The 26,593-nt window shown below is 70.9% G+C and carries 19 protein-coding genes and 2 tRNA genes; 15 read left to right on the top strand and 6 right to left on the bottom strand.

All coding sequences use genetic code 11. The features are described 5' to 3' along the window. The first annotated feature begins 66 nt into the window (after window positions 1-66). The 3 genes from OG294_RS27330 (at window position 67) to argF (ending at window position 5,459) form a co-directional block, all read left to right on the top strand. Entirely contained in the window at window positions 67-1,644 is a 1,578-nt protein-coding gene (locus OG294_RS27330; RefSeq protein ID WP_327069188.1) for a 3' terminal RNA ribose 2'-O-methyltransferase Hen1, read from the top strand. Next, window positions 1,641-4,310 carry a polynucleotide kinase-phosphatase gene (locus tag OG294_RS27335; protein WP_327069189.1) on the top strand — a complete coding sequence of 890 codons (2,670 nt, stop codon included), beginning with the start codon at window positions 1,641-1,643 and terminating at the stop codon, window positions 4,308-4,310. Before OG294_RS27330 ends, OG294_RS27335 begins: the two co-directional genes overlap by 4 nt. 147 nt (window positions 4,311-4,457) lie before the next feature. Further along, window positions 4,458-5,459 (top strand): ornithine carbamoyltransferase, encoded by a 1,002-nt coding sequence (gene argF / locus OG294_RS27340; protein ID WP_327069190.1) that lies wholly within the window; start codon window positions 4,458-4,460, stop codon window positions 5,457-5,459. Window positions 5,460-5,507: 48 nt separating this feature from the next. On the opposite strand, the gene OG294_RS27345 is transcribed toward argF, so the two are convergent. Continuing rightward, a complete protein-coding gene (locus OG294_RS27345) occupies window positions 5,508-5,936 on the bottom strand; it encodes a type II toxin-antitoxin system VapC family toxin (protein WP_327069191.1) in 429 nt (142 codons plus the stop codon). A gap of 271 nt (window positions 5,937-6,207) precedes the next feature. Here OG294_RS27345 and acnA point away from each other — a divergent pair, with 271 nt between their 5' ends. From acnA to OG294_RS27365, 4 genes are all read left to right on the top strand, one after another. After that, a complete protein-coding gene (gene acnA / locus OG294_RS27350) occupies window positions 6,208-8,853 on the top strand; it encodes an aconitate hydratase AcnA (protein WP_327069192.1) in 2,646 nt (881 codons plus the stop codon). A 634-nt stretch (window positions 8,854-9,487) separates the two neighbouring features. Then, complete coding sequence (ngcE, locus tag OG294_RS27355) at window positions 9,488-10,882, top strand: N-acetylglucosamine/diacetylchitobiose ABC transporter substrate-binding protein (RefSeq protein ID WP_327069193.1); 1,395 nt, start codon at window positions 9,488-9,490, stop codon at window positions 10,880-10,882. 155 nt (window positions 10,883-11,037) lie between these two features. After that, window positions 11,038-11,970 (top strand): carbohydrate ABC transporter permease, encoded by a 933-nt coding sequence (locus tag OG294_RS27360; RefSeq protein WP_327069194.1) that lies wholly within the window; start codon window positions 11,038-11,040, stop codon window positions 11,968-11,970. A gap of 12 nt (window positions 11,971-11,982) precedes the next feature. Beyond that, entirely contained in the window at window positions 11,983-12,936 is a 954-nt protein-coding gene (locus OG294_RS27365; RefSeq protein ID WP_327069195.1) for a carbohydrate ABC transporter permease, read from the top strand. Between the two features lie 71 nt (window positions 12,937-13,007). Here OG294_RS27365 and pepN read toward each other — a convergent pair whose 3' ends face one another. Both pepN and OG294_RS27375 read right to left on the bottom strand, forming a co-directional pair. Further along, window positions 13,008-15,590 carry an aminopeptidase N gene (pepN, locus tag OG294_RS27370; RefSeq protein ID WP_327069196.1) on the bottom strand — a complete coding sequence of 861 codons (2,583 nt, stop codon included), beginning with the start codon at window positions 15,588-15,590 and terminating at the stop codon, window positions 13,008-13,010. A gap of 137 nt (window positions 15,591-15,727) precedes the next feature. Next, window positions 15,728-17,140 (bottom strand): amino acid permease, encoded by a 1,413-nt coding sequence (locus OG294_RS27375; protein ID WP_442789226.1) that lies wholly within the window; start codon window positions 17,138-17,140, stop codon window positions 15,728-15,730. A gap of 194 nt (window positions 17,141-17,334) precedes the next feature. Between OG294_RS27375 and OG294_RS27380 the strand changes: the two genes are divergently transcribed. After that, window positions 17,335-17,937, top strand: coding sequence for a biotin transporter BioY (locus tag OG294_RS27380; protein ID WP_327069197.1), 603 nt, complete (start codon window positions 17,335-17,337; stop codon window positions 17,935-17,937). 73 nt (window positions 17,938-18,010) lie between these two features. Then, window positions 18,011-18,496 (top strand): ribose-5-phosphate isomerase, encoded by a 486-nt coding sequence (locus tag OG294_RS27385; RefSeq protein WP_327069198.1) that lies wholly within the window; start codon window positions 18,011-18,013, stop codon window positions 18,494-18,496. Window positions 18,497-18,524: 28 nt separating this feature from the next. Here the strand turns inward: OG294_RS27385 and OG294_RS27390 are convergent, their stop codons facing one another. After that, window positions 18,525-19,790 (bottom strand): GNAT family N-acetyltransferase, encoded by a 1,266-nt coding sequence (locus OG294_RS27390; RefSeq protein WP_327069199.1) that lies wholly within the window; start codon window positions 19,788-19,790, stop codon window positions 18,525-18,527. A 254-nt stretch (window positions 19,791-20,044) separates the two neighbouring features. Here OG294_RS27390 and OG294_RS27395 point away from each other — a divergent pair, with 254 nt between their 5' ends. Both OG294_RS27395 and OG294_RS27400 read left to right on the top strand, forming a co-directional pair. After that, window positions 20,045-21,277 (top strand): PP2C family protein-serine/threonine phosphatase, encoded by a 1,233-nt coding sequence (locus OG294_RS27395; RefSeq protein ID WP_327069200.1) that lies wholly within the window; start codon window positions 20,045-20,047, stop codon window positions 21,275-21,277. 383 nt (window positions 21,278-21,660) lie between these two features. Then, window positions 21,661-21,855: a hypothetical protein gene (locus OG294_RS27400; protein WP_327069201.1), complete on the top strand. Its 195-nt coding sequence runs from the start codon at window positions 21,661-21,663 to the stop codon at window positions 21,853-21,855. Between the two features lie 55 nt (window positions 21,856-21,910). On the opposite strand, the gene OG294_RS27405 is transcribed toward OG294_RS27400, so the two are convergent. After that, window positions 21,911-22,720: a DUF6348 family protein gene (locus OG294_RS27405; protein WP_327069202.1), complete on the bottom strand. Its 810-nt coding sequence runs from the start codon at window positions 22,718-22,720 to the stop codon at window positions 21,911-21,913. Window positions 22,721-22,806: 86 nt separating this feature from the next. After that, window positions 22,807-22,877, bottom strand: a tRNA-Gly gene (locus tag OG294_RS27410). 166 nt (window positions 22,878-23,043) lie between these two features. Here OG294_RS27410 and OG294_RS27415 point away from each other — a divergent pair. The 4 genes from OG294_RS27415 (at window position 23,044) to OG294_RS27430 (ending at window position 26,408) form a co-directional block, all read left to right on the top strand. Continuing rightward, window positions 23,044-23,120, top strand: a tRNA-Pro gene (locus OG294_RS27415). Window positions 23,121-23,379: 259 nt separating this feature from the next. Further along, window positions 23,380-24,771: a trigger factor gene (gene tig / locus OG294_RS27420; protein ID WP_327069203.1), complete on the top strand. Its 1,392-nt coding sequence runs from the start codon at window positions 23,380-23,382 to the stop codon at window positions 24,769-24,771. A gap of 306 nt (window positions 24,772-25,077) precedes the next feature. Next, window positions 25,078-25,695 carry an ATP-dependent Clp protease proteolytic subunit gene (locus OG294_RS27425; RefSeq protein ID WP_442789363.1) on the top strand — a complete coding sequence of 206 codons (618 nt, stop codon included), beginning with the start codon at window positions 25,078-25,080 and terminating at the stop codon, window positions 25,693-25,695. A 56-nt stretch (window positions 25,696-25,751) separates the two neighbouring features. Continuing rightward, the gene (locus tag OG294_RS27430) at window positions 25,752-26,408 is read left to right on the top strand and encodes an ATP-dependent Clp protease proteolytic subunit (protein ID WP_327069205.1); all 657 of its coding nucleotides are present in this window, start codon (window positions 25,752-25,754) and stop codon (window positions 26,406-26,408) included. The last annotated feature ends 185 nt before the right edge of the window (window positions 26,409-26,593 follow it).

Genomic DNA, 26,593 nt, shown 5'->3' on the forward strand with positions numbered 1-26,593 from the left:
CCGACCAGCCGGGGCCAGCACAAAACCATGTGCTCGGGGCCGGACGGAAGAGGAATACTCGAGCAGGTGTTCATCTCGATCTCCACCACAGGCACTGCCGAGCACCCGGCCACCGATCTGGGCTTTCTGCTGCACAAGCACCCCGAGAAGGCGCAGCGCTTCAGTACGTCCCACGGCGAGGCGCACGTCTTCTACCCCGAGGCGAGCGAGCAGCGGTGCACAGCCGCCCTTCTCCTGGACATCGACCCGATCACGCTGGTCCGGCGCAGCCGGGGCAGGGGGCGGGCCGGTTCCCCGGACTTCGCCCTCTCGCAGTACGTCAACGACCGCCCGTACGCGGCCTCCTCGCTGCTCGCGGTGGCGCTGCGCACGGTCTTCCGCACGGCGATGAAGGGCGTCTGCGAGCTGCGGCCCGGTCTGGCCGAGCAGCCACGACAGCTGACCGTGCTGCTGCCGGCGGTGGCGGTGGGCGGCGGGGAGAGCCGGTCGGACGAGCGGCTCCCGCTGGTGAACCGGCTCTTCGAGCCGCTCGGCTGGCAGGTCGAGGCGTCCGCGATCCCGCTGGACGAGGCGTTTCCCGCCTGGGGCGACTCGCGCTACCAGCGCCTGGAGCTGACCGGCACCCTGGTGCTGGCGGACGTGTTGCAGCAGCTCTACGTGCTGCTGCCGGTGCTGGACGGGGCCAAGCACTACTGGGTGGCGCCCGACGAGGTCGACAAACTGCTCGCCGCGGGCGAGGGCTGGCTCGGGGACCACCCGGAGCGCGCCCTGATCACCCGCCGCTACCTGCACCGGCGTTGGTCGCTGGCCACGGAGGCGATGCGTCGCCTGGAGCTGGCCCGGCTGGCCGAGGCCGACGACCGCGAGGCCGAGGAACTGGACAACGCGGTGGCCCTCGCACCGGCCACGGTCGAGGAGGGTGCAGCGGCCGGGGCGGCCGGCGAGCCCGCCGAGGACGTCGCCGAGGAGGCGAAGCCCGTTCCGCTGGCGCGCCGGCGCCGGGAGGCGATCATCGAGCTGCTGCGCCAGGAGGGCGCGGCCCGGGTGCTCGACCTCGGCTGCGGTCAGGGCGAGTTGGTCGGAGCGCTGCTCAAGGAGCGGCAGATCACCGAGATCCTCGGGGTCGACGTCTCCGTGACCGCGCTGGCGGCCGCCACCCGAAAGCTGCGCCTGGACCGGCTGCCGGAGCGTCAGGCCGCCCGGGTGCAACTCGTCCAGGGTGCGCTGACCTACACCGATGCCCGGCTCAAGGGCTATGACGCCGCCGTGCTCTGCGAGGTCATCGAGCACCTGGACCTGCCGAGGCTCCCGGCGCTCGAACACGCGGTGTTCGGTGCGGCCCGCCCGGCGACCGTGATCGTCACCACGCCCAACGCCGAGTACAACGTCCGCTGGGAGACCCTCCCGGCGGGGCACCACCGGCACGCCGACCACCGCTTCGAGTGGGACCGCAGCGCGTTCCGCTCCTGGGCCGAGCGGGTCGCGACGAACTACGGGTACACGGTGGTTGTCCGGCCGGTGGGCCCGGACGACCCGGAGGTGGGCCCGCCCACCCAGCTCGCCCTGTTCCGCCGTGGCACCGAGCCCAGTGACACCGAGCCCAGTGACACCGTCCCGCACCCCGAGAGGAGCGCGAACCGATGACCGACGAGACGCAGCACACCCCTGACGGCGCCGCCAAGCCCCGGCGCCTGCCCGTCACCGACCTCTCCCTCGTCGTGCTGATCGGTACCAGCGGGTCGGGCAAGTCCACCTTCGCGCGCGAGCACTTCGCGCCCACCCAGGTGATCTCCTCCGACTACTGCCGTGGCCTGGTCTCGGACGACGAGAACGACCAGTCCGCCTCCGCCGACGCCTTCGAGCTGCTGCACTTCATCGTCGGCAAGCGGCTGGCCGCCGGCCGCCTGACCGTGGTCGATGCGACCAACGTGCAGCCGGCCGCGCGCAAGCAGCTGGTCGCGCTCGCCCGCGAGCACGACGTGCTGCCGATCGCGATCGTCCTGGACGTGCCGCCCGGCATCTGCGCCGAGCGCAACCGTTCCCGCCCGGATCGCGACTTCGGCGGGCACGTCATCCCGCGCCAGCACCGCGAGCTGCGCCGCTCGCTCGGCGGGCTGGAGCGCGAGGGCTTCCGCAAGGTGCACCACCTGCGCGGGGTGGCCGAGGTGGCAGCCGCCGAGATCGTGCTGGAGAAGCGGTGGAACGACCTGCGCGAACGCACCGGCCCGTTCGACCTGGTCGGTGACATCCACGGTTGCCGCGCCGAGCTGGAGACCCTGCTCACCCGGCTCGGCTACCGCCTCACCCGCGACGACCAGGGCCGCCCGGTCGACGCCGAGCACCCCGAGGGCCGCACGGCCGTCTTCGTCGGCGACCTGGTCGACCGCGGGCCCGACACCCCGGGCGTGCTGCGCCTGGTGATGGGCATGGTGGCGGCCGGCCACGCACTCTGCGTGCCGGGCAACCACGAGAACAAGCTCGGCCGTGCGATGGCCGGGCGTCAGGTCACCGTCGCGCACGGCCTCCAGGAGTCGCTGGACCAGCTGGCCGCCGAGCCGGAGGAGTTCCGCGCCGAGGTCCGGGCCTTCATGCGCGACCTGGTCAGCCACTACCTGCTGGACGGTGGCCGACTGGTGGTCTGCCACGCGGGTCTGCCGGAGAAGTACCACGGCCGCAACTCGGGCCGGGTCCGCTCGCACGCGCTCTACGGTGAGACCACCGGTGAGACCGACGAGTTCGGCCTGCCGGTCCGCTACCCGTGGGCGGAGGAGTACCGGGGCAAGGCGCTGGTGGTCTACGGCCACACCCCGGTGCCGACGGCGAGCTTCCTCAACAACACCATCTGCCTGGACACCGGCTGCGTCTTCGGCGGCAGCCTCACCGCGCTGCGCTACCCCGAGCGCGAGCTGGTCGCCGTCCCGGCGGAGCAGGAGTGGTACGCGCCGGTGCGGCCGTTGATCACCGATGCCCCGGGCGCCCGGGAGGGCCGTCCGCTGGACCTCGCCGACGTGGCGGGCCGCCGGGTGGTGGAGACCTCGCTGCACGGGCGGGTCTCGGTCCGCGAGGAGAACGCCGCCGCCGCACTGGAGGTGATGAGCCGCTTCGCCCTCGACCCGCGGCTGCTCAGCTACCTGCCGCCCACCATGGCGCCGAGTGCCACCTCGCGCCGCGAGGGCTACCTGGAGCACCCCGAGGAGGCCTTCTTCGCCTACCGGGCGGACGGCGTGAGCCAGGTGCTCTGCGAGGAGAAGCACATGGGCTCGCGTGCCGTGCTGCTGGTGGCCCGCGATCCGCAGGCGCTGGAGAAGCGGTTCGGCCTGGTCGGGCCGGGCGCGATCTGGACCAGGACGGGGCGCGCCTTCCTCGGGGACGAGCAGCTGACCGAGGCGCTGCTGGACCGGGTGCGGGCCGCCGCCGAGCGCTCCGGCCTCTTCGCCGAGCTGGCCACCGACTGGCTGCTGCTCGACACCGAGCTGCTGCCCTGGTCGCTGAAGGCGGTCGAGCTGCTGCGCCGCCAGTACGCGGCGGTGGGTGCCGCGGCGCGGTCGGCGCTGCCCGAGGTGCTGGCCGCGTTGGAGCGCACCGGGGCCCGCGGCATCGACGGGCTGGCCGAGCTGACCGAGCGTCATCGGCGCCGGGTGACGGACGCGGAGGCGTTCAGCGCCGCCTACCGTCGCTACTGCTGGCCCACCGAGGGGCTCTCCGGGGTCCGGCTCGCGCCCTTCCAGGTGCTGGCCGCCGAGGGGGCCAACCTCGCGGTCCGCCCGCACGACGAGCACCTCGCCTGGATCGACCGCCTGGTCGCGGCCGACGAGCAGTGGGTGGCCGAGCAGGCCAGGGCCGGGCAGCAGGCGCGGCAGCACACGGACGGCACGGCTCAGTCCGAGCCGCTGCTGCGGGCCACCGGCCGCCTCCTGGTGGACACCACGGACGAGGCCTCGATCGCCGCCGGCATCGCCTGGTGGGAGGAGCTCACCGGGGCCGGCGGCGAGGGCATGGTGGTCAAGCCGCTCGCCTCGCTGGTGCGCACCGCGCCGGGGGAGGGGCGGCCCGGCGGCCTGGTGCAGCCGGGGCTGAAGGTCCGCGGCCGGGAGTACCTGCGGCTGATCTACGGTCCGGACTACACCGAGCACCTCGATGCGCTGCGCCAGCGGGCGCTGGGCCACAAGCGCTCGCTCGCCCTGCGCGAGTACGCGCTGGGCCTGGAGGCGCTGGACCGGCTGGCGGGCGGCGAGCCGCTCTGGCGGGTGCACGAGCCGGTGTTCGCCGTCCTCGCGCTGGAGTCGGAGCCGGTGGACCCGCGGCTGTAGTGGAAGGCCGGCCCGTCACCCCCTCCGGGTGGCGGGCCGGCCCGATTCCGGGCAGTACCACGGACCTTGCTGCATATAAATTCGAGTATTCGTATACTATTGCCAAGTCCTCGTCTGCCACCCGTCCCGTCATTCCAGGAGTCCGGCATGGCCCGCAACCTCAGGAACCGGCACTTCCTCAAGGAACTCGACTTCACGGCCCAGGAGTTCCGGTTCCTGCTCGACCTCGCCGCCCAGCTCAAGGCTGCCAAGTACGCCGGCACCGAGGAGCCGCGGCTGCGCGGCAAGCACATCGCGCTGATCTTCGAGAAGACCTCGACCAGGACGCGCTGTGCCTTCGAGGTCGCCGCCGCCGACCAGGGTGCCGCCACCACCTACCTGGACCCGTCCGGTTCGCAGATCGGCCACAAGGAGTCGGTCAGGGACACCGCCCGGGTGCTGGGCCGGATGTTCGACGGCATCGAGTACCGGGGGCACGGCCAGGCGATCGTCGAAGAGCTGGCCGCGCACGCCGGAGTCCCGGTCTGGAACGGCCTGACCGACGAGTGGCACCCCACCCAGATGCTGGCCGACCTGCTCACCGTCCAGGAGCACAGCGACAAGCCGCTGACCGAGGTGGCGCTCGCCTACCTGGGCGACGCCCGCTACAACATGGGCAACTCGCTCCTCGTCACCGGCGCGCTGCTGGGTCTGGACATCCGCATCGTCGCCCCCGAGGCGTACTGGCCGGGCGCGGAGGTCCGCGCCTCTGCCGAGCGCCTCGCGGCGGTGAGCGGCGCCCGGATCACCCTCACCGAGGACGTGGCGGCGGGCGTGGCCGGCGCCGACTTCCTCTACACGGACGTCTGGGTGTCGATGGGTGAGCCCAAGGAGGTCTGGGCCGAGCGGATCGAGCAGCTGCTGCCGTACCAGGTCTCGATGGACACCGTCCGGGCCACCGGCAACCCGCAGGTCAAGTTCCTGCACTGCCTGCCGGCCTTCCACGACCTGGGGACGGCGGTCGGCCGGCAGCTGTTCGAGAGCACCGGCCTGGCCGAGCTGGAGTGCACGGACGAGCTCTTCGAGTCGCCGCACTCGATCGTCTTCGACCAGGCGGAGAACCGCCTGCACACGATCAAGGCGGTGCTGGTCGCCACTCTGGGCGACTGAGCGGGGGCGCCCCTGCCTGCTCCGGGCGCCCGTGGCCCTGACCGCTGCCTACCCGCCGGCGGCCGGCTTCGCGGCCGCCGGCGCGGTGATCCCCCGGATCTCGCAGCGCGGCCCGCTGGCCCGGCTCAGCCGCAGGTCCGCGGTGACCAGCGGCGCCCCGAGCAGCTCGGCGACCGCGACGTAGGCGGCGTCGTCGGGCGTCAGGTTGTCCTTCAACTCCCAGATCCGGCCCAGCAGCGGCGCCAGCTCCACCTTGCGGAACGCGATCGCGGGCAGCTCGGCCGCCACCTGGGCGACCTGCTCGGCCGTGTTCTCCCCGGCCAGGTAGCGGCCCCGGAGCGACTGCATCACCTCGATCAACAGGTGCTCCGGCGCGGCCCACTGCGGATCCGCCGCGAGTGCGGCCCGGGCCGCGGTGCCGCGCTCACCCTTCTCCGCCAGCGCGAGCACCAGGGCGGAGGCATCGACAACGATCATGGGGGCTACCGTAGCCGTTCGTGCGACCCCGGGCGTGCGTCCAACCGCGCCGGTGGGCACCGGAACGCGGACGCGCCAAGGGGGTGCCTGAGGGCGCTCCGTGTCCACCCATGCACTATGGTTTATCTCGACATCGAGATAACTTCGCACTATGCTTTATCTTGACGTCAAGATAACTGCCGAGAGGCGATCCGGGCTTCAGCGCGTGGTCCACCCGAGCCCATGCAGCCGCAGGAAGCACCTAGCACGAAGCACCTAGAAGGAGTCAGTCGTGTCCGCGAACAGCTTCGACGCCCGCAGCTCGCTGCAGGTGGGCGACGAGTCGTACGAGATCTTCAAGCTCTCCGCCGTCGAGGGTTCCGAGCGGCTGCCCTACAGCCTCAAGGTGCTGCTGGAGAACCTGCTGCGCACCGAGGACGGCGCGAACATCACCGCCGACCACATCCGCGCCCTCGGCAACTGGGACCAGAACGCCGAGCCGAGCGAGGAGATCCAGTTCACGCCGGCCCGCGTGATCATGCAGGACTTCACCGGTGTGCCGTGCGTCGTGGACCTCGCCACCATGCGTGAGGCCGTCAAGGAGCTGGGCGGCGACCCGGCCAAGATCAACCCGCTGGCCCCGGCCGAGCTGGTCATCGACCACTCGGTCATCGCCGACAAGTTCGGCACCAAGGACGCCTTCACCCAGAACGTCGAGATCGAGTACGGCCGCAACAAGGAGCGCTACCAGTTCCTGCGCTGGGGCCAGACCGCGTTCGACGAGTTCAAGGTCGTCCCGCCGGGCACCGGCATCGTCCACCAGGTGAACATCGAGCACCTGGCCCGCACCATCATGGTCCGCGGCGGCCAGGCCTACCCCGACACCTGCGTCGGCACCGACTCGCACACCACCATGGTCAACGGCCTGGGCGTGCTGGGCTGGGGCGTCGGCGGCATCGAGGCCGAGGCGGCCATGCTCGGCCAGCCGGTCTCCATGCTGATCCCGCGCGTGGTCGGCTTCAAGCTCAACGGCCAGCTGCCGGCCGGCGCCACCGCCACCGACCTGGTGCTCACCATCACCGAGATGCTGCGCAAGCACGGTGTGGTCGGCAAGTTCGTCGAGTTCTACGGCGCCGGCGTCACCGCGATCCCGCTGGCCAACCGCGCCACCATCGGCAACATGTCGCCGGAGTTCGGCTCGACCTGCGCGATCTTCCCGATCGACGCCGAGACCATCAACTACCTCAAGCTCACCGGCCGCGACGAGCAGCAGCTCGCCCTGGTCGAGGCCTACGCCAAGGCCCAGGGCCTGTGGCACGACCCGTCGCACGAGCCGGTCTACTCCGAGTACCTGGAGCTGGACCTGGCCACGGTCGTCCCCTCGATCGCCGGCCCGAAGCGCCCGCAGGACCGCGTGATCCTCGCCGAGGCCGCCGCGAAGTTCGCCGAGGTGCTGCCGTCCTACGCCGCCCAGGCCTCCAAGCCCACCCCGGTGACCGCCCCGGACGGGACGACCTACGAGCTGGACAACGGCGCGGTCGTGATCGCCTCGATCACCTCCTGCACCAACACCTCCAACCCCTCCGTCATGCTGGGCGCCGCCCTGCTGGCGAAGAAGGCCGTGGAGAAGGGCCTGCAGGTCAAGCCCTGGGTCAAGACCACCCTGGCCCCCGGGTCCAAGGTCGTCATGGACTACTACGAGAAGGCCGGCCTGCTCCCGTACATGGAGAAGCTGGGCTTCAACCTGGTCGGCTACGGCTGCGTCACCTGCATCGGCAACTCGGGCCCGCTGCCCGAGGAGGTCTCGGCCGCCGTCAACGAGTCCGACCTCGCGGTGGTCTCGGTCCTCTCCGGCAACCGCAACTTCGAGGGCCGGATCAACCCGGACGTCAAGATGAACTACCTGGCCTCCCCGCCGCTGGTGGTCGCCTACGCCCTGGCCGGCAACATGAACGTCGACATCACCCGCGACGCGCTCGGCAAGGACGCGGACGGCAACGACGTCTTCCTCGCCGACATCTGGCCGACCGAGCTGGAGATCGAGGAGACCGTCGCCGGCTCCATCGACCAGGACATGTTCGCCAAGGACTACGCGGACGTCTTCGCCGGTGACCACCGCTGGCAGTCGCTGCCGATCCCGACCGGCAACACCTTCGAGTGGGACGCCGAGTCCACCTACGTCCGCAAGCCCCCGTACTTCGAGGGCATGGCCAAGACCCCGAGCCCGGTGGGCGACATCGCCGGCGCCCGCGTGCTGGCCAAGCTGGGCGACTCGGTCACCACCGACCACATCTCCCCGGCCGGCAACATCAAGGCCGGTACGCCCGCCGCTCAGTACCTCACCGAGCACGGCGTGGAGAAGCGCGACTTCAACTCGTACGGCTCGCGCCGTGGCAACCACGAGGTGATGATCCGCGGCACCTTCGCCAACATCCGCCTGCGCAACCAGATCGCGCCGGGCACCGAGGGCGGCTACACCCGCGACTTCACCCAGGCCGACGCGCCGGTGGCGTTCATCTACGACGCCGCGCAGAACTACCAGGCCGCCGGCACCGCGCTGGTCGTCCTGGCCGGCAAGGAGTACGGCTCCGGCTCGTCCCGTGACTGGGCCGCCAAGGGCACCGCGCTGCTCGGCGTCAAGGCCGTCATCGCCGAGTCCTACGAGCGCATCCACCGCTCCAACCTGATCGGCATGGGCGTGCTGCCGCTGCAGTTCCCGGCCGGCCAGAACGCCGACAGCCTGGGCCTGACCGGCGAGGAGACCTTCGCCATCACCGGCGTGACCGAGCTGAACGAGGGCCGCACCCCCAAGACCGTCAAGGTCAAGGCGGGCGAGATCGAGTTCGACGCGGTCGTGCGCATCGACACCCCCGGCGAGGCGGACTACTACCGCAACGGCGGCATCCTGCAGTACGTGCTGCGCAGCCTGATCGGCTGACGGTAGCCGTCTGCACGTAGGCAGCGGGCCGCGCTCCTCCTTCGGGAGGGGCGCGGCCCCTGTCGTTTCCGGGGCAGTTGGTTCGAACCCGCTGATCGGCGGGAAGGAACGTGAGCGGCGGGCCGGAACCGGTGGCCGGGCGGGTGAGCCGTCGCCGAGCGGGAGAGCCGTTGCCGAGCTCCCCGCGCCTCCCGCCCGAGGTGCGCGGAACACCAAGCCGCGATGCGCAAAGCTGCTCGTTTCTATGTTCAAACGAGCAAAACGACGCTAATGTCGTGATCAACGGTGCTTCGGACGGCGCGTGGCGCAAATATGCAGGCTCCCTGAACATTGCACATGCTGCACCGCCGACAACGCTTTGAGCGCTGCGGGCCGTTACCAATGGGGAGACTATTGCCGCCGGGTGAACAGTGGACTATACCTTTGCGCATCGACAAAACCCCCTTCTGACCGGCACCTTCGCCGCGAGGCACGGTTAAGGCACGTTCGAGGGAAGCAGGTTGACGATCCGTCAGATCTGGCAACGCGATCGTCGGTCGACCCGAAATCTTTGTCCGCGCGGCCAACCACTGTGGCCCGACGCGGAGTTCAACGCACCGTCGCTCCATCTGGACACTGAGGGGTTAGGGCACACATGGGCTCTGCAACTGAGTACAACCGCCGCGACATCTTCAAGCGCGCGGCCGCCGTCACCGTCATGGCGGTCGCAGGCGGCCCCCTGCTGGCTGCCTGCGCCGCCGGTGGCGGCAGTAGCAGCGGTAGCGGTGGCGGCGCCACGGCCACCGGCTCCGCCACCAACCCCTTCGGGGTCAAGTCGAGCGACCCGCTGGACGTCGTGATCTTCAACGGCGGCTACGGCGACGACTACGCCAAGGCGATCGAGGGCATCTACAAGGCCACCTACACCGGGGCCAACATCACCCACCTGGCCACCCAGGAGATCAGCGGCAAGCTCCAGCCGCGCTTCAACGCGGGCAACCCGCCGGACGTCATCGACGACTCGGGCGCCCAGCAGATGAAGATCGACGTGCTGGAGAAGGCGAGCCAGCTCACCGACCTCACCGTGCTGCTCGACGCGCCCTACCGGGACGACACGTCGAAGAAGGTCCGCGACGTGCTGCTGCCGGGCACCATCGAGCAGGGCACCATCGACGGCAAGATGTACTCGCTGAACTACGTCTACACCGTCTACGGCCTGTGGTACTCCAACAAGCTCTTCCAGGAGAAGGGCTGGACCCCGCCCAAGACCTGGGACGACTTCATCACCCTCTGCGGCACCATCAAGGCCGCCGGCATCTCGCCCTTCTGCCACCAGGGCAAGTACCCGTACTACGCCAACTACCTGATCCTGGACCTGATCGCCAAGCAGGGCGGCCTGGACCTGGTGAAGCGGATCGACGCGCTCGACCCGACCGCGTGGGACGACCCGGCGGCGCTCGCGGGCGTCAGCGCGTTCTTCGAGATCATGCAGAAGGACTACCTGCTCCCCGGCACCAACGGCATGACCCACACCGAGTCGCAGACCGCGTGGTGCCAGGGCAAGGCCGCCTTCATCCCGTGCGGGTCCTGGCTCGAGAACGAGATGATCAAGATCACCCCGGCCGACTTCGACATGGCCTTCCTGCCGGTGCCCTCGCAGAACGGCGACAAGCTCCCGCAGGTCGCGGTGCGCGCCGGCGCGGGCGAGCCGTTCATCGTGCCGAGCAAGGCCAAGAACCAGGCCGGCGGCCTGGAGTTCCTGCGGATCATGCTGACCAAGGAGGCCTCGGGCAAGTTCGCCGCGGCGGCCAACTCGCTCACCGTGCTGAAGGACGGCATCGGCCCCGACGTGGTGCTCAAGCCGGGTACGAAGTCCTCGGCGACGGCGGTCACCGCGGCCGGCGCCAACACCTTCAACTTCACCTACCCGGACCTGCAGACCGCCTTCGACCTGGCGCTGCAGAACGCCACCAACGAGCTGGTCAACAGCCGGATGACCCCGCAGCAGTGGATCGCCGCGGCCAAGGCGGCGACCTCCAAGAAGGTCTGACGGTCCCGCCGGCCCGAGCGGTCGTCGGGCCGGCGAGAGACGTCCACGGACACCGGGGTTCGCCGCGCGGACCCCGGTGTCCGTGGACGCTCTCAGGCGATACCCGCGGTACCAAAGCCTGTCTGACACAGGCTGTGGCGGACAGGAGCAGGCGCATGCGTCACCGCAAGTACCCCTTCATCGTGGGGTTCCTCATCATCCCGGTTGTGCTCTACGTGGTGCTGGTCATCTGGCCGTACCTGCAGACCTTCGGCTACTCCCTGACCGACTGGTCCGGGGCCTCGCAGACGATGCACTTCATCGGCCTGCAGAACTACACCAAGCTGTTCGGCGACAGCGTCTTCCTCACCGCGCTGGAGCACAACATGCTCCTGCTGATCGTGTTGCCGATCGCCACCATCGTGCTGGCGCTGTTCTTCGCCTTCATGCTCAACGTCGGCGGCCGGGGCGGCACCGGCGGTGTGCAGGGCGTGCGCGGCGCGGCCTTCTACAAGGTGGTCTTCTTCTTCCCGCAGGTCCTGTCGGTGGCCATCCTCTCGGTGCTCTTCCAGGCGGTCTACCGCACCGACGACGGCGGCCTGCTCAACGGCGTGCTGGTCAAGCTGGGCCTGGAGGACGCCAACCACCCCTGGCAGTGGCTCTCCGACCCCGACATGACCCTGTGGTGCATCGTCGGGGTGCTGATCTGGTCGGGCGTCGGGTTCTACCTGGTGCTCTTCTCGGCGGCGATGCAGAACATCCCCAAGGACATCTACGAGGCGGCGCTGCTGGACGGCGCCAAGCGCACCCAGACCTTCCTGAAGATCACCCTCCCGCTGCTCTGGGAGACCGTGCAGACCGCGTGGGTGTACCTGGCCATCGCCGCCATGGACGCCTTCGCACTGGTCTCCACCATGACGCCCGGCGCCTACTACGGCGGTGGTCCCGACAACCACTCCGAGGTCATGGCGACCTACCTGATGCGCAACTTCATCACCTTCGGCAAGGCCGGCTACGCCTGCGCCATGGGTGTGGTGATCTTCTTCATCACCATGATCCTGTCCGTCGTCTCGCTGCGGGTCACCCGGCGCGAGCGGATCGAGTTCTGAGCGGGGCCAGCCATGACCACCAAGACTGACGAGACCGGCACCAAGGTCCCGGCCCAGCGCGGCGGCGCCCCGGGCGCCGGGCGACCGTCCAAGGAAGGGCGGTTCGCCGACGGCGGAGGCGTGCTCAACGTCTTCTCGCACGGCTTCCTGGCCCTGTGGGCCCTGATGATCATCGCCCCGCTGGTCTGGATCGTGATCAGCTCCTTCAAGACCAACGCGCAGATCGGCGGCAGCGCCTGGAGCTGGCCCTCGCACTGGCGGTTCGACGCCTTCGCCCACGCCTGGGACAAGGGCATCGCCAACTACTTCCTCAACACCCTGATCGTGCTCGTGGGTTCGATCACCCTGACGATGCTGCTCGGCGCGATGGCGGCCTACGTGCTGGCCCGCTACGAGTTCCCGGGCAACCGGACCATCTACTACTTCTTCGTGGCCGGCGCCATGTTCCCGGTCTACCTGGCCCTGGTGCCGCTCTTCTTCATGGTGAAGAACCTCGGTGACATCAGCCCGCTGCTCGGCCTGAACAGCTACCTGGGCCTGATCCTGGTGTACGTCGCCTACTCGCTGCCGTTCACCGTCTTCTTCCTGTACTCCTTCTTCAGCTCGCTGCCCACCGCCGTGCACGAGGCGGCGATGATCGACGGCTGCTCGCACACCCGGGCCTTCTTCCAGGTCATGGTGCCGATGGCGAAGTCCGGCCTGATCAGCGTCGGCATCTTCAACGTGCTCGGCCAGTGGAACCAGTACCTGCTGCCGGTGACCCTGATGCAGCAGCAGCACGGTGGCGACCCGGACCGCTCGATGCTGACCCAGGGGCTGCTGAACCTGGCCCAGCAGACCGGCTACGCCAGCGACTTCCCGGCGCTCTTCGCCGGCATGACGATCGCGATGCTGCCGGTGCTGGTGGTCTACCTCTCCTTCCAGCGCCAGGTGCAGGCCGGTCTCACCTCGGCCACCCTCAAGTAGCGCCCGACCCGCGCCGAACGCCGAGCGGCCCGCCCCCCAGCAGGGGAGCGGGCCGCTCGGCGTTGACCTCGTCAGACCCGGTCGGCGGCCTGCGTGCGCAGCGCGCGGGCGAGTTCGTCGCGGGACTCCAGCACCAGCCGGCGCAGCGCCGGCGCCGCGTCCTGGTGGTCCGCCAGCCAGGTGTCGGTGGCGGCGAGCGTGGCGTCGTCGGTCTGCAGCCGCGGGAAGAAGCCCCCCACGAAGCGCATCGCGATCTCGATGCTGCGCTCGGCCCAGATGGTCTCCAGCAGCTCGAAGTACCGCGCCGCGTACGACGCGATCAGCTCGCGCTGCCCGGCCTGGGCGAAGCCGGCGGTCTGCGCGCTGACCATCGCGTTGGGCAGCGAGTCGTCGTCGACCACCGCCGACCAGGCCGCGGCCTTGGCCTCGGGCAGCGGCCGGGCGGCCAGCGCCTGGGTGGCCTTCTGGTTGCCGCTGGCGGTGTTGTCCCGCCGCAGCTCGGCGGCCAGCTGCCCGGCGTCGGCCCGCCCCGCGGCGGCCAGCGCGATCCACAGCGACCAGCGCAGGTCCTGGTCCACCTCCAGCCCGTCGATCCGGGCGGTGCCGGCCAGCAGGCCCTCCAGCAGGGCCAGCTGCTCCTCGTCCTGCGCGGTGGTCGCCACGAACCGGGCCCAGGCGAGCTGGTGGTCGCTGCCGGGCGCGGAGGCACGCAGCTCGCGCACCGCGCAGTCGGCCAACTGCCGTGCGCTCTCGGCGCGGTGGCCGGGGTCGACGAAGAGGTCGAGGGCGCCCTTGGCCTGGGCGTGCAGCGTCTGCAGCACTCCGATGTCCGACTCGCGGCCGGCGAAGCGCAGCACCAGGTCCAGGTAGTCGCGGGCCGGCAGCAGCGCGTCCCGGGTCAGGTTCCAGCAGGCCGACCAGGCCAGCGCGCGCGCGAGGGTGTCCTGGATGTCGCCGAGCGAGCCGCGCAGCGTGGCCAGCGAGTCCGCGTCGAAGCGGATCTTGCAGTAGGTCAGGTCGTCGTCGTTGACCAGGACCAGCGCCGGGCGCGGCCGGCCGGCCAGCTCCGCCACCACGGTGCGGGCCTCGGTGATGTCCAGCTCGACCCGTGCGGTGCGCAGCAGGGTGCCGTCCGGCTCGCGGTCGTAGAGGCCGACGGCGATCCGGTGCGGGCGCAGCGTCGTGCCGTCCTGGAGCACGGCCAGCTCGGTGATCCGGCCCTCGGCGTCCACGGTCAGCTGCGGGGTGAGCGCGTTGACGCCCGCGGTCTGCAGCCAGGCGCTGGACCACTCGGCCATCGCCTGCTCGCCGCGGCCCGAGGTGACGGCCAGCACCTTGAGCAGGTCGCCCAGCACGGTGTTGCCGAAGGCGTGCTCCTGGAAGTAGCGCCGGGCGCCCTCGAAGAACGCCTCCCGTCCGGCGTAGGCGACCAGCTGCTTGAGGACGGAGGCGCCCTTGGCGTAGGTGATGCCGTCGAAGTTGAGCTTGGCGTCCTCGACGTCGCGGATGTCCGCGGTGATCGGGTGGGTCGTCGGGTACTGGTCCTGGCGGTAGGCCCAGGCCTTGCGCTGGTTGGCGAAGGTCACCCAGGCGGCCTGGTACTTGGTGGCCTCGTGCGCCGCGAAGGAGCCCATGAAGTCCGCGAAGGACTCCTTCAGCCACAGGTCGTCCCACCACTTCATGGTGACCAGGTCGCCGAACCACATGTGCGCCATCTCGTGCAGGATGACGTTGGCCCGGCCCTCGTAGGCGGCCTCGGTGACCTTGGAGCGGAACACGAAGTCCTCGCGGAAGGTCACGCAGCCCGGGTTCTCCATCGCGCCGATGTTGTACTCCGGCACGAAGCACTGGTCGTACTTGCCGAACGGGTACGGGTAGTCGAACTCGTCGTGGAAGAAGTCCAGGCCCTGCTTGGTGACCGTGAAGATCTCCTCGGCGTCGAAGTACGGCGCCAGCGACTTGCGGCAGGTGGCCGCGAGCGGGATCTCCAGGGTGCTGCCGTCGGCCAGTTCACGGCTCCAGTGGTCGCGCGCCACGTGGTACGGGCCGGCCACCACCGCGGTCAGGTAGGTGGAGATCGGCTTGGTCGGAAGGAAGTGCCAGGTCCTGACGCTGCCCTCGGCGCTCTCGTGCTCCGTGACCTCGCGCTCGGCGGCGTTCGCGTAGACGTCCCACCCCGCCGGGGCGGTCACGGTGAAGAGGTAGGGCGCCTTGAGGTCGGGCTGCTCGAAGTTGGCGAACACCCGGCGGGCCTCGGCGGGCTCGTAGTGGGTGTAGAGGTAGGTCTCGCCGTCGGCCGGGTCGGTGAACCGGTGCAGGCCTTCGCCGGTGCGGCTGTAGGCACAGTCGGCGTCCACCACCAGCAGGTTCTCGGCCGCCAGGTCGTCCAGCGCCACCCGGGCACCGTCGAAGACCACGGCCGGGTCGAGCGCGCGGCCGTTGAGGGTGACGGCGCGCACGTTCGGCGCGAGCAGGTCGGCGAAGCTGCCGGCGCCCGGTTCGGCGCAGCGGAAGCGGATCGTGGTGAGGGAACGGAAGGTCGCGTTGGCGACGTCCGGTGCGCCGCTGACGTCGAGGCGAACCTCGTAGCCGTCCACGCTGAGGATGCCGGCGCGCGCGTGCGCTTCGTCCCGGCTGAGGTTCTTGCCCGGCACTGCGGTACTCCTTTGTCCGGCTCGCACGGTGCTGTGCAGGTGGCGGGGCAGGTCCTGCCCCGGGGCATCCTTTCACGCGCCCGCGCGGGCGGGTCCGGCCGGTTCTGCGCGTTCCGGACCCGCTCCCGGAGCCCTCGTCAGGCGCGCGCGGCCACCCGGCGCTGGCGCCAGTAGCCCGCACCGCTGAGCACCGCCACCAGCACCCCGGCCGCGTACAGCTGGGCGCGGTCGGCGGGCGTGGTGGTCATCAGCGCCAGCACCCCGACCACCGCAGCGAGCGCGATCCAGGTCAGGTAGGGGTAGCCCCACATCCGCACCGTCAGCAGCTCGGGGCTCTCGCGCTCCAGCCGCTTGCGCATCCGCAGCTGGGCCACCGCGATGAAGACCCAGACCACCAGGATCGCCACGCCGGTGGTGTTCATCAGCCAGCTGAAGACGGTGTCGGGCCACCAGTAGCCGGCCAGCACGGCGGCGAAGCCGAAGGCGCAGGAGGCCAGCACCGCCAGCCGCGGCACGCCGCCGCTCACCTTCGCCAGTGCGCGCGGGCCCTGGCCGCGCGAGACCAGCGAGAAGGCCATCCGGGAGGAGCCGTAGATGTTCGCGTTCATCGCGCTCAGCAGCGCGATCAGCACCACGCCCTGCATCACCTGGGCGGCGCCGGGCACGTGCAGGAACTGCAGCACCGTCACGTACGGGCCCAGCTTGACCACGTCGGGGTCGTTCCACGGCACCAGGGTGACCACCAGGGCCATCGAACCGATGTAGAAGATCGCGATCCGCCACACCGCGGTGCGCACCGCGTTGGCCACGTTGCGCCGCGGGTCGTCGGACTCGGCCGCCGCGATGGTCACCGTCTCCAGGCCGCCGTAGGCGAAGACCGAGGCGAGCAGGCCCGCGACCAGGCCGCTACCGCCGTTGGGCAGGAAGCCGCCGTGCCCGGTCAGGTTGCTCGCGCCGGGCGCACCGCCGCCCAGCACACCGCAGACGCCGAGCACGCCGAGCACCAGGAAGGCCACGATGGCGGCGATCTTGATCGCGGCGAACCAGAACTCGAACTCGCCGAAGTTCTTCACCGCGGTCAGGTTGCTGGCGCAGAAGAAGGCCATGAAGACGCCGACCCAGGCCCAGCCGGGCACCGAGGGCAGCCAGGAGTTCATGATCGAGCCGGCCGCGGTGGCCTCGGCGGCCACCCCGCAGCAGAGCATCACCCAGTACATCCAGCCGGCGGTGACCCCGGCCCAGGGGCCGATCTCCCGCTCGGCGTGCACCGAGAAGGAGCCGGAGGCCGGGTGGGCGGCCGACATCTCGCCGAGCATCCGCATGATCAGCATGACCAGGAGGCCGGAGAGGGTGAAGGCGAGGATCACCGCGGGCCCGGCGGCGGCGATGCCGGCGCCGGAGCCCACGAAGAGCCCCGCCCCGATCACGCCGCCGAGCGCGATCATCGAGAGGTGACGCTGCTTCAGGCCGTGGCTCAGCTGCGGACTGCCGGCGGGGGCCGTCGCCGCGGGGGCGGTGGGGGCCGCCGGCGGGGCGGTGGGAGTGGGCATCGAGCGATCCAGACGTTCGGTAACCGGACTACCCATCTCACTATCCGGTTGGAGGGGGGTCGGCGCCAAGGAGCTTCCCGAAGGGCTCACCATCCGGAACGAATGGTGACGCACAGTGATGGGATACGTTCGTACAGCCGTTCCGCTGAGGAACCGTTCGACTACGACGACGACCACTGACGAAGGAGTCCCCGATGGCCCTCGCCACCGCGATACCGTCCCGCGCCGTGCTGGCCGACCTGCTGCCCGCCGCCGACAGCCGGCTCGGCGCCGCCCTGCGCGAGCTGGGCCTGGTGGCCGGCGGTGCCGCGCTGACCGGGCTGGCCGCCCAGCTCTCGCTGCCGGTGCCGGGCTCGCCGGTGCCGGTCACCGGCCAGACCTTCGCCGCGCTGCTGGTCGGCACCGCGCTCGGTGCCCGGCGCGGCGCGGCCTCGCTCGCCCTCTACCTGCTGGCCGGCGCCTCGGGGCTGCCCTGGTTCGCCGAGCACAGCTCGGGCTGGGTGCTGCCGACCCTGGGCTACGTCCTCGGGTTCGTGCTGGCCGCCGCCCTCACCGGTCTGCTGGCCCGGCGCGGCGGCGACCGCACGCCGCTGCGGGTGGCCGGGGTGATGGTGCTGGGCAACCTGGCGATCTACGCGGTGGGCGTGCCGTACCTGGCCGCCTCGCTGCACGTGTCCCTGGCCAGGGCCGCCGACCTGGGCCTCTACCCCTACCTGCTGGGCGACGGCCTGAAGGTGCTGCTGGCGATGGGCGCGCTGCCGCTGGGCTGGCGGCTGCTGGGCGGGCGCCGCTCCTGACCCGCGGGTGCGGACCTGACGTCGTACCCGCCCTTCGGCGCCCCGGGGGCACGCGCATGCCAGACTTCTCCCCATGCGCGTGTACCTGGGTTCCGACCATGCCGGATTCGAACTGAAGAACCACCTTGTCGCGTGGCTCAAGGAGGCCGGCCACGAGCCGGTCGACTGCGGCCCGCACATCTACGACGCGGTGGACGACTACCCGCCGTTCTGCCTGCGCGCCGCCGAGCGCACCGCGGCCGACCCCGAGGCGCTCGGCGTCGTGATCGGCGGCTCGGGCAACGGCGAGCAGATCGCCGCCAACAAGGTCAAGGGCGTGCGCGCCGTGCTGGCCTGGAGCGAGCAGACCGCCGCGCTCGGCCGCGAGCACAACAACGCCAACGTGATCAGCGTCGGCGGCCGGATGCACACCGAGGCCGAGGCGACCCGCTTCGTCGAGGTCTTCCTCAGCACCCCGTACAGCAACGAGGAGCGGCACACCCGCCGGATCGAGATGCTGACCCGCTACGAGGTCACCGGCGAGCTGCCGCCCATTCCCGAGGGGCACCCGCAGGGCTGAGCCGCTGCCCCGCCTGCCGCACGGGTCGTCAGAACCCGTGCGGCAGCCAGGGCGCCACGTCCCAGGCGAAGGCCGCGGACGCCTCGGCCAGCGCGCCGGGGCGCAGCTCGCGCACCAGGCCGGCCGCGGCCAGCGCCGCCAGCGTCCGGCCGCCCAGATAGGCCGAGCCCAACTCCCGCACCGAGAGCGCCAGATCCGCCGGTGCGTCGGTCGGCTCGCAGACCGCCCCGGCCTGCCGCCCGGCACTGCGCAGCCGCCAGTGCCCGGCGTTCCACGGGCAGAACTCGTCCGCGACCGCCAGCACCACGTCCACCGGTGCCGAGTACTGCCGCGAGCCGAGCGCGTCGCCGACCTCCACCAGGCGCACGAAGAGCGAGTCGGAGAGCTGGGAGCTGAGCCGGCGCGGGTCGGAGGCCAGGTGCAGCAGCGGGTCGTCCACCGGCAGGTTCGCCGCCTCCACCGTCTCGGTCAGGTCGAGATCCAGCAGGTAGCCCCAGAGCGCGGCCGCCGCCTCCGGGACGGCGGCGGTGACCTCGCGCACCCGCACCTGCCCGGCCGGCCCCGCGTGCTGCCAGGCCGCGCGCACCGAATAGCGCGCGTAGCCGAGCAGTTCGCCGTCCCGCCGGTCCTCGGCCAGCACGCACTGCAGCGCGGTGTGCCCCTCCCGCTCGGACGGGGCGTCCAACAGCGCCACCCGCTCCCAGCCGGGACCGCGGGCCAGCATCCCCGGGCGCAGCGGCACCCGCCGGGCGTACAGCCGCTCGCAGGCCGCCGAGGAGCGCGCCGGGTCGGTCAGCCGCAGCCGGATCCGGTCGTCCTTCGCCTCGGCGCGCTCCACCCGCACCCGGGCCCGGTCGATCCGCACCGCGAGCTGCCAGGTGGCCAGGCCGTAGCCGTACCGACCGTAGATCGCCGGCTGCGAGGCGGTCAGCGCCGCGAGCGACTCGCCGCGCTCGTGCACCTCGTCCAGCTGGTGGCGCATCAGCGCGGTGAGCACCCCGCGCCGGCGGTGGGTGGGCAGTACGCCGACCATGGTGACCCCGGCCGTGGGCAGCAGCGCGCCGCCCGGCACCGCCATCCGGAACGAGAAGGCGCCGGCCGAGCCGACCGCCGTGCTGCCGTCCCAGACCCCGAGCGAGCGGTCCACCTCGGTCAGCGCCCGCCACAGCGCCCGGCGCTCGGGCGACTCGGTCTCGCCGAAGGCCACCTCCAGCGCGTCGTACCAGGCATCCCAGTCGGCCGGGGCGAGCGGTCGCAGGCTGAGCGCTTCGTGGGCGTCGGCAGGCTGTGTCATATGCCACAGCTATCACCCGGGCCCGGACGGGGCGAGCCGATTCTCGGACGGCGCGCTGGCGGAGACCCGCACGCCCCGGCGCACAGTGCGGCAACGCGCCCTTGGCCGCCTCGCTTGCCACCGGGGTGAGCCCCCGCGCGGGCTCACCTCCCGGCCGAAAGCAAGCGCCTGGGCAGCCGAAATCGAGCGCCCGCGCAGCTCGTGGCCGACCGCCCGTCGACGTGGGCCGTCAACGCTGGATAGGGTCAAGCCCCATGGCTGGCACCACGCCGGGCACATCGCCCCAGACGAGTGCGACGGGGACCGCCGCGACCACGGCCGCGGACCCGCTGACGGCCCGGTTGCGCAAGCGCCTCTACCGGGCCCGCCGCACCCTGCGCCGGACCGGGGTGGACTACTTCCGCGGCGACGCCGCCGACTGGCTCGCCTTCGCGGTGCTGCTCCTGCTGGTCCCGCTGCTGGTCGCGTTCAACGTCTGGATCCCGGCCTGGGTCCCGCCGACCGCGCTGGTGCTGCCGATCCTCGTCGGTGCGCTGCTGCTGCGGCCGGTCTCGCTGGTGCTGCTCTACGCCACCGCCGCGCTGGGCCTGTCCACCGAGTCGGTGATCCACACCGGCGAGCGGGCGGCCAGCCGGCACCCCGACGCCTACGTCTTCGGCGTCACGCCCGGCGCGGCCCTGGTGGTCGGCGCGGTCGGGGTGGCCGGGCTGCTGCTGGCCCAGTTCCGCAGCCGGGTCGGCGTGCCCTGGCGCGGCGGCGGCTCGATGCTCTTCGACCTGCGCGAGCGGCTCAAGGTGCAGAGCCGGCTGCCGAACCTGCCCGACGGCTGGCACGCGGACATGGCGCTGCGCCCCGCGGGCGGCCAGTCCTTCTCCGGCGACTTCGTCGTCGCGGCCCGCACCGGCGCCGGGCGGCGGATGCTGGAGGTGGTGCTGGCCGACGTCTCGGGCAAGGGCATGGACGCCGGCTCACGGGCGCTGCTGCTCTCCGGCGCCTTCGGCGGCCTGCTCGGGTCGCTGCCCCCGCACGAGTTCCTGCCCGCCGCCAACGGCTACCTGCTGCGCCAGGACTGGGACGAGGGCTTCGCCAGCGCCGTCCACCTGGCCCTGGACCTGGACTCCGGGGAGTACGAACTGCTCTCCGCCGGCCACCTGCCGGGCATGCAGCGGCTGGCCGGGGCCGGGCGCTGGGAGGTCAAGGAGGCCACCGAGGGGCCGTTGCTCGGCCTCTACGACGGCGCCAAGTTCGAGGGCGTGCGCGGCCGCCTCGGCCCGGGCGACGTGCTGATGCTGTGCACCGACGGCATGGTCGAGGCGCCGGGGCGGGACCTGTCCGAGGGCATGGACCGGCTGATGGGGGAGGCCGACCGGCTGGTGGCCGGCGGTCAGTTGGGCAGCGGGACCGTGGGCGCGGCGGTGCGGCTGATCGAGACGGTGGCCAAGGACATCAACGACGACCGGGCCGTGCTGCTGCTCTGGCGGGCGTGAACCGGCCGAATCCGGACCGCCGCACGGCTGCGCGGGCGGGAGCAGCGGCGGCGGTGCTGTCAACGATCAACGGTGATCTTCGGCCAATTCGGTTCGGCCCGGCCGGCGGGTGTTCGGTGGACGAACGGCCCAGTCGGGAGAGGGTGCCGACGCTCTGTCAACTTCGGTGGGCTATCGTCTCGTCCGGCGGAAACTCGTCTCACATCGCAGAATGTTGGCCACGGGTCAGCGGCAAGTCCTTTACGCAGTCGGCACGGTCGACCACACTGAGTCGGGGCGGGACTGGCCGGATCTCGGGGGAACGGAGGTGGCGGCGGGTTGCGTCTCGGGACCGTCGGACAGGCCGGGGTCCGTTCCGCCACGACACGAGGAAGTGAGTCCGGGTGGCACTCTCCGTCTCCGCGCTGGTCCTGTTCGGCATCATTCTCATCATCTTCATCCGCAACAAGCAGATCAAGGTGCCGCACGCGATCCTCGCCGCGCTGTTCGGGTTCATGCTGAACCAGTCCACCGCCGCCAAGCCGATTCAGGACTTCCTGAGCCAGGTGGCCAAGACGCTCTCCAACATCGGGACCTGACGCCCGGGCAGCCGTCCGGAGCCGAACGGGCAGACCGGGCGGACGGGTCGGCGGGTCAACTCCCGGCGCGCCTGGCCCGCCACCAACGGCCGATCGCCGCACGCCGCCGTGCCACCAGGCCGGCGGCGGCCGGGGCGTGCGCCCGCGGGTATGCCTCCGGCAACAGCAGCGGGTCCTCGGCCGGGCGGCCCGCCGCGTCCTCCTGCCCGTCGGCTGCCAGCAGGACGAACAGCCGCGCCCAGCAGAACCGTTCGGCGCGCGGCCAGTCCAGGCTGCCCAGCACCCGGGAGGCCTCGTGCGCCACGGTGCCGTTCACCCGGACCTCGGCGACCTCGTCGCCGGCCCGGCCGCCGAAGAAAAGCTTCACGCCGTTGAGCCGCTCGTCGGTCAACTCCCCGGCCAGCGACGGCGCGAGCTCGGCCAGCAGCTCCCGCTCGCCCAGCCAGCCGGACAACTGCGCGCTCCGGAAGCCGAAGACGGTGGCCGGGCCCTGCACCGCCTGCCAGCCCGGCAGCGCCGGCAACTGCAGGTGGTCGCCGTGCCGACCCTGCCGCTCCAGGAACTCGACCACCGCGGCGGCCGTGGTCGAGGCCCACATCCGCACCGCGCTGTCGAGCTTCTCCTCCTCCGTGGTGCCCAGGCCCGCCGTGCAGTCCCAGAGCACCGGCGCCTCGGCGCTGCCCAGGTGCAGCACGAAGCCCAGGTCGACGTGGCCGCCGCCCTGGCCCGGGTGCTCGCGCAACGCCACGGCGGTGCCGTCCGGGCCGTGCACCAGGGTGCCGTCCACGGTGAACTCCCGCCCGTAACGCGCCATTTCCCGCACCACGCCGCGCTGTATGACCGCCAGCCGCTGCTCGGCGTCCACCCGCCCTCCTCCTGAGTCGCACCCGGGCATGCCTGCCCGGGCATGCCAAAGGCCCCGGCTCGCGAAAGCCGGGGCCTGTGGGTCGGAGCGGGCGACGAGAATCGAACTCGCGTGACTAGTTTGGAAGACTAGGGCTCTACCATTGAGCTACGCCCGCATACGCGTCCGCACCCGGCCGACTGGCCGAGGTGGACGGGGATCAGCGTACCTGGTCGGGCGGCCCGCGCGCACGTGACATCCGCAGTGCCACTCGCCCCGTGCCCACCACCCGGAATATCGCCGAGCGGAGCAGGCTCGGCGTGTACGCTTCCTCTCGCGAAGTGCGGGGTGTGGCGCAGTTTGGTAGCGCGTCCGCTTTGGGAGCGGAAGGCCGTCGGTTCGAATCCGGTCACCCCGACCATCACTGCTCATGGTCTCGATCAGGGCCATCGATCACGGCCATCTGCGATGTGGCTTTGTGGTACCGGTAGGATGGGCCGCTGGCGGAAGAGCCACCGCCCCTTCCCGCGCGAACCAGCCGGGGACGGGCCGCTCGCCGTCCACCCCATACGGGAGATGCCGCACCAGGTGGCTCATCACCCGTCTGCCCGGCCCGCGGCCCGTGAGGGCACGGTCCGGATGCAGACAAGCCGACCGCAAGCCCCATAGGAGACCCAACCGTGAAGAGCGCCGTCGAGACTCTGAACCCGACCCGGGTTCGACTCACCGTCGAGGTGCCCTTCGAGGAGCTCAAGCCCAGCCTCGACGCGGCGTACAAGAAGATCAACCAGCAGGTCACGGTTCCCGGCTTCCGCAAGGGCAAGATTCCGGCCCGGGTCATCGACCAGCGCTTCGGCCGTGCCGCGGTTCTCGAGGAGGCCGTGAACGACGCGCTGCCGCGCTTCTACACGCAGGCCGTCGACGAGGGCAAGATCGAGGTCCTCGGCCAGCCCGACATCACCGACATCAAGGGCGTGGAGGACCTGGCCGCCGCCGGTCTGACCTTCACCGCCGAGGTCGACATCCGTCCGGAGATCACCCTGCCGGAGTTCTCCGAGATCTCCGTCGAGGTCGACCCGATCGAGGTCACCGACGAGGACATCGAGAAGTCCCTGGAGCAGCTGCGCGAGCGCTTCTCCTCGGTCAAGGACGTCGAGCGCGCCGCCGCTGCCGGTGACATCGTGGTGATCGACCTCGAGGCCAAGGTCGACGGTGAGGTCCCCGAGGACGGCACCGCCACCGGCGTGAGCTACGAGATCGGCTCCGGTCGTCTGCTCGACGGCATCGACGAGGCCGTCATCGGCCTGTCCGCCGGCGAGTCGAAGACCTTCGACACCGAGCTCAAGGGCGGCACCCAGGCCGGCAAGAGCTCCGAGGTGACCGTCACGGTCACCACTGTCCAGGAGAAGGAGCTGCCCGCGCTGGACGACGAGTTCGCCCAGCTGGCCAGCGAGTTCGACACCCTGGAGGAGCTGCGCGGTGACTCGCGCAAGCGCCTTGAGCGGATGAAGGAGTTCGACCAGGCCACCCAGGCCCAGGAGCGCGTGCTGGACGCTCTGCTCGAGAAGATCGAGATCGAGTACCCGGCCAAGCTGCTCGCGGACGAGGTCGAGACCCGCAAGCACAACCTCGAGCACCACCAGCTGGAGCCGATCGGCCAGAACCTCGAGGGCTACCTCGCCGCGCAGGGCAAGACCCGCGAGGAGTTCGACCAGGAGACCGAGGACCAGGCGAAGAAGGGCATCAAGACCCAGTTCGTGCTGGACGAGATCGTGGCCAAGGAGGAGGTGGGCGTGAACCAGGAGGAGCTCACCGAGCACCTGATCCGCCGCGCCGCCGGCTCCGGCCTGACCCCGGACCAGTTCGCCCAGCAGGTCGTCCAGGGCAACCAGGTCTCGCTGCTCGTCGGTGAGGTCGCCCGCGGCAAGGCGCTGGCGCTGGTCGTCGAGGCCGCCAAGGTCACCGACACCACCGGCAAGGTCATCGACTTCGACGAGGAGGACGAGACGGTCGAGGCCGCCGAGTCCGAGGCCGCCGCCGCTGTCGAGGACGAGGGCACCGAGCAGGCCTGATCCTGCCAGACCCCCGGTAACGGGCCCGGACGCCGCTGTGCGTCCGGGCCCGTTCGTCTTCACCGGCTTCCCGGGCCGCTACCCTGCGCTCACAGCGAACAGTTCAGCGTGGGGGATGGTCGGGCCCCGCCTGCGCGTTAGGGTCGACGAAAGCAAGCTTTCAACAGCGCGGGCGGGGTGGCCTGACGTGGGTCCATGCCCAGGAAGCCCAGCCCCGGACCCCGTATGTGACGTAGCGACGGTCGAACCAGATGGGCCGTCCGAATCGACTGAGCAGGTGGCTAAGTGACGTTCCCGCAGATGCAGATGCCTGGCCTCATGACGCCGCGCGCCGCCGGTGGTGACGTGCTCGGCGGACTGGGCGACCAGGTCTACAACCGGCTGCTCAACGAGCGCATCATTTTCCTCGGCCAGCAGGTGGACGACGAGATCGCCAACAAGATCACCGCCCAGCTGCTGCTCCTGGCCGCCGAGCCGGACAAGGACATCTACCTCTACATCAACTCCCCGGGCGGCTCGATCACGGCCGGCATGGCGATCTACGACACCATGCAGTACATCAAGAACGACGTGGTCACCATCGCGATGGGCATGGCGGCCTCGATGGGCCAGTTCCTGCTCACCGCCGGCACTCCGGGCAAGCGGTTCTCGCTGCCGAACGCCAACATCCTGATGCACCAGCCCTCCGCGGGCCTCGGCGGCTCGGCCACCGACATCAGGATCCAGGCCGAGCAGCTGCTGCGCACCAAGCAGCGGATGTCCGAGCTGATCGCCAGCCACAGCGGCCAGACCTTCGAGCAGATCACCAAGGACTCCGACCGCGACCGCTGGTTCACCGCCGAGCAGGCCAAGGAGTACGGCCTGATCGACGACATCATGCACAGCGCCGCGGACGTCCCCGGCGGCGGTGGCACCGGCGCCTGAGCGCCCATGCCCCGCATCCCAGACACGTCGGCACGCTTCCGGAGGACGGACCCGCAATGAACCCCCTTTACACCCCCCGCGGCGAGTACCAGGGCGCCCGCGCAGAAGGCCGCTACATCGTTCCGCGTTTCGTCGAGCGCACCTCGCAGGGCATCCGCGAGTACGACCCGTACGCCAAGCTCTTCGAGGAGCGCATCATCTTCCTGGGCTCCCAGGTGGACGATGTCTCGGCGAACGACATCATGGCCCAGCTGCTCTGCCTGGAGTCGATGGACCCGGACCGCGAGATCCAGATGTACATCAACTCGCCCGGCGGCTCGTTCACCGCGCTCACCGCGATCTACGACACCATGCAGTACGTGAAGCCGGACATCCAGACCGTCTGCATGGGCCAGGCGGCCTCCGCCGCGGCCGTGCTGCTCGCCGCCGGCACCCCCGGCAAGCGGATGGCGCTGCCCAACGCCCGCATCCTGATCCACCAGCCGTACACCGAGACCGGCCGCGGCCAGGTCTCCGACCTGGAGATCCAGGCCAAGGAGATCTTCCGGATGCGCGAGCAGCTGGAGGAGATGCTCTCCAAGCACTCCAACAAGGCGATCGAGCAGGTCCGCGAGGACATCGAGCGCGACAAGATCCTCACCGCCGAGGAGGCCCTGGAGTACGGGCTGATCGACCAGATCATCTCGACCCGCAAGGCCTCGCTCACCGACTGAGTCCCACCGCGGATCCGGGCGGAGCGTACCGGTGAGTACGCTCCGCCCGCCCGGGCTCCGGCCCACAGAACCTGCTCGGCCCGCCGGCATCTGTTCGGTATCAATTCGCCCAGGGCGTAGGGCAGAGCTGTCGAAGACGACGGATTCTGCGAGGTGGCAGAGTACCGTCGGTACCGAGACCTGCC

This window comes from Kitasatospora sp. NBC_01302 (genome assembly GCF_035976515.1).
Classification (GTDB): domain Bacteria; phylum Actinomycetota; class Actinomycetes; order Streptomycetales; family Streptomycetaceae; genus Kitasatospora.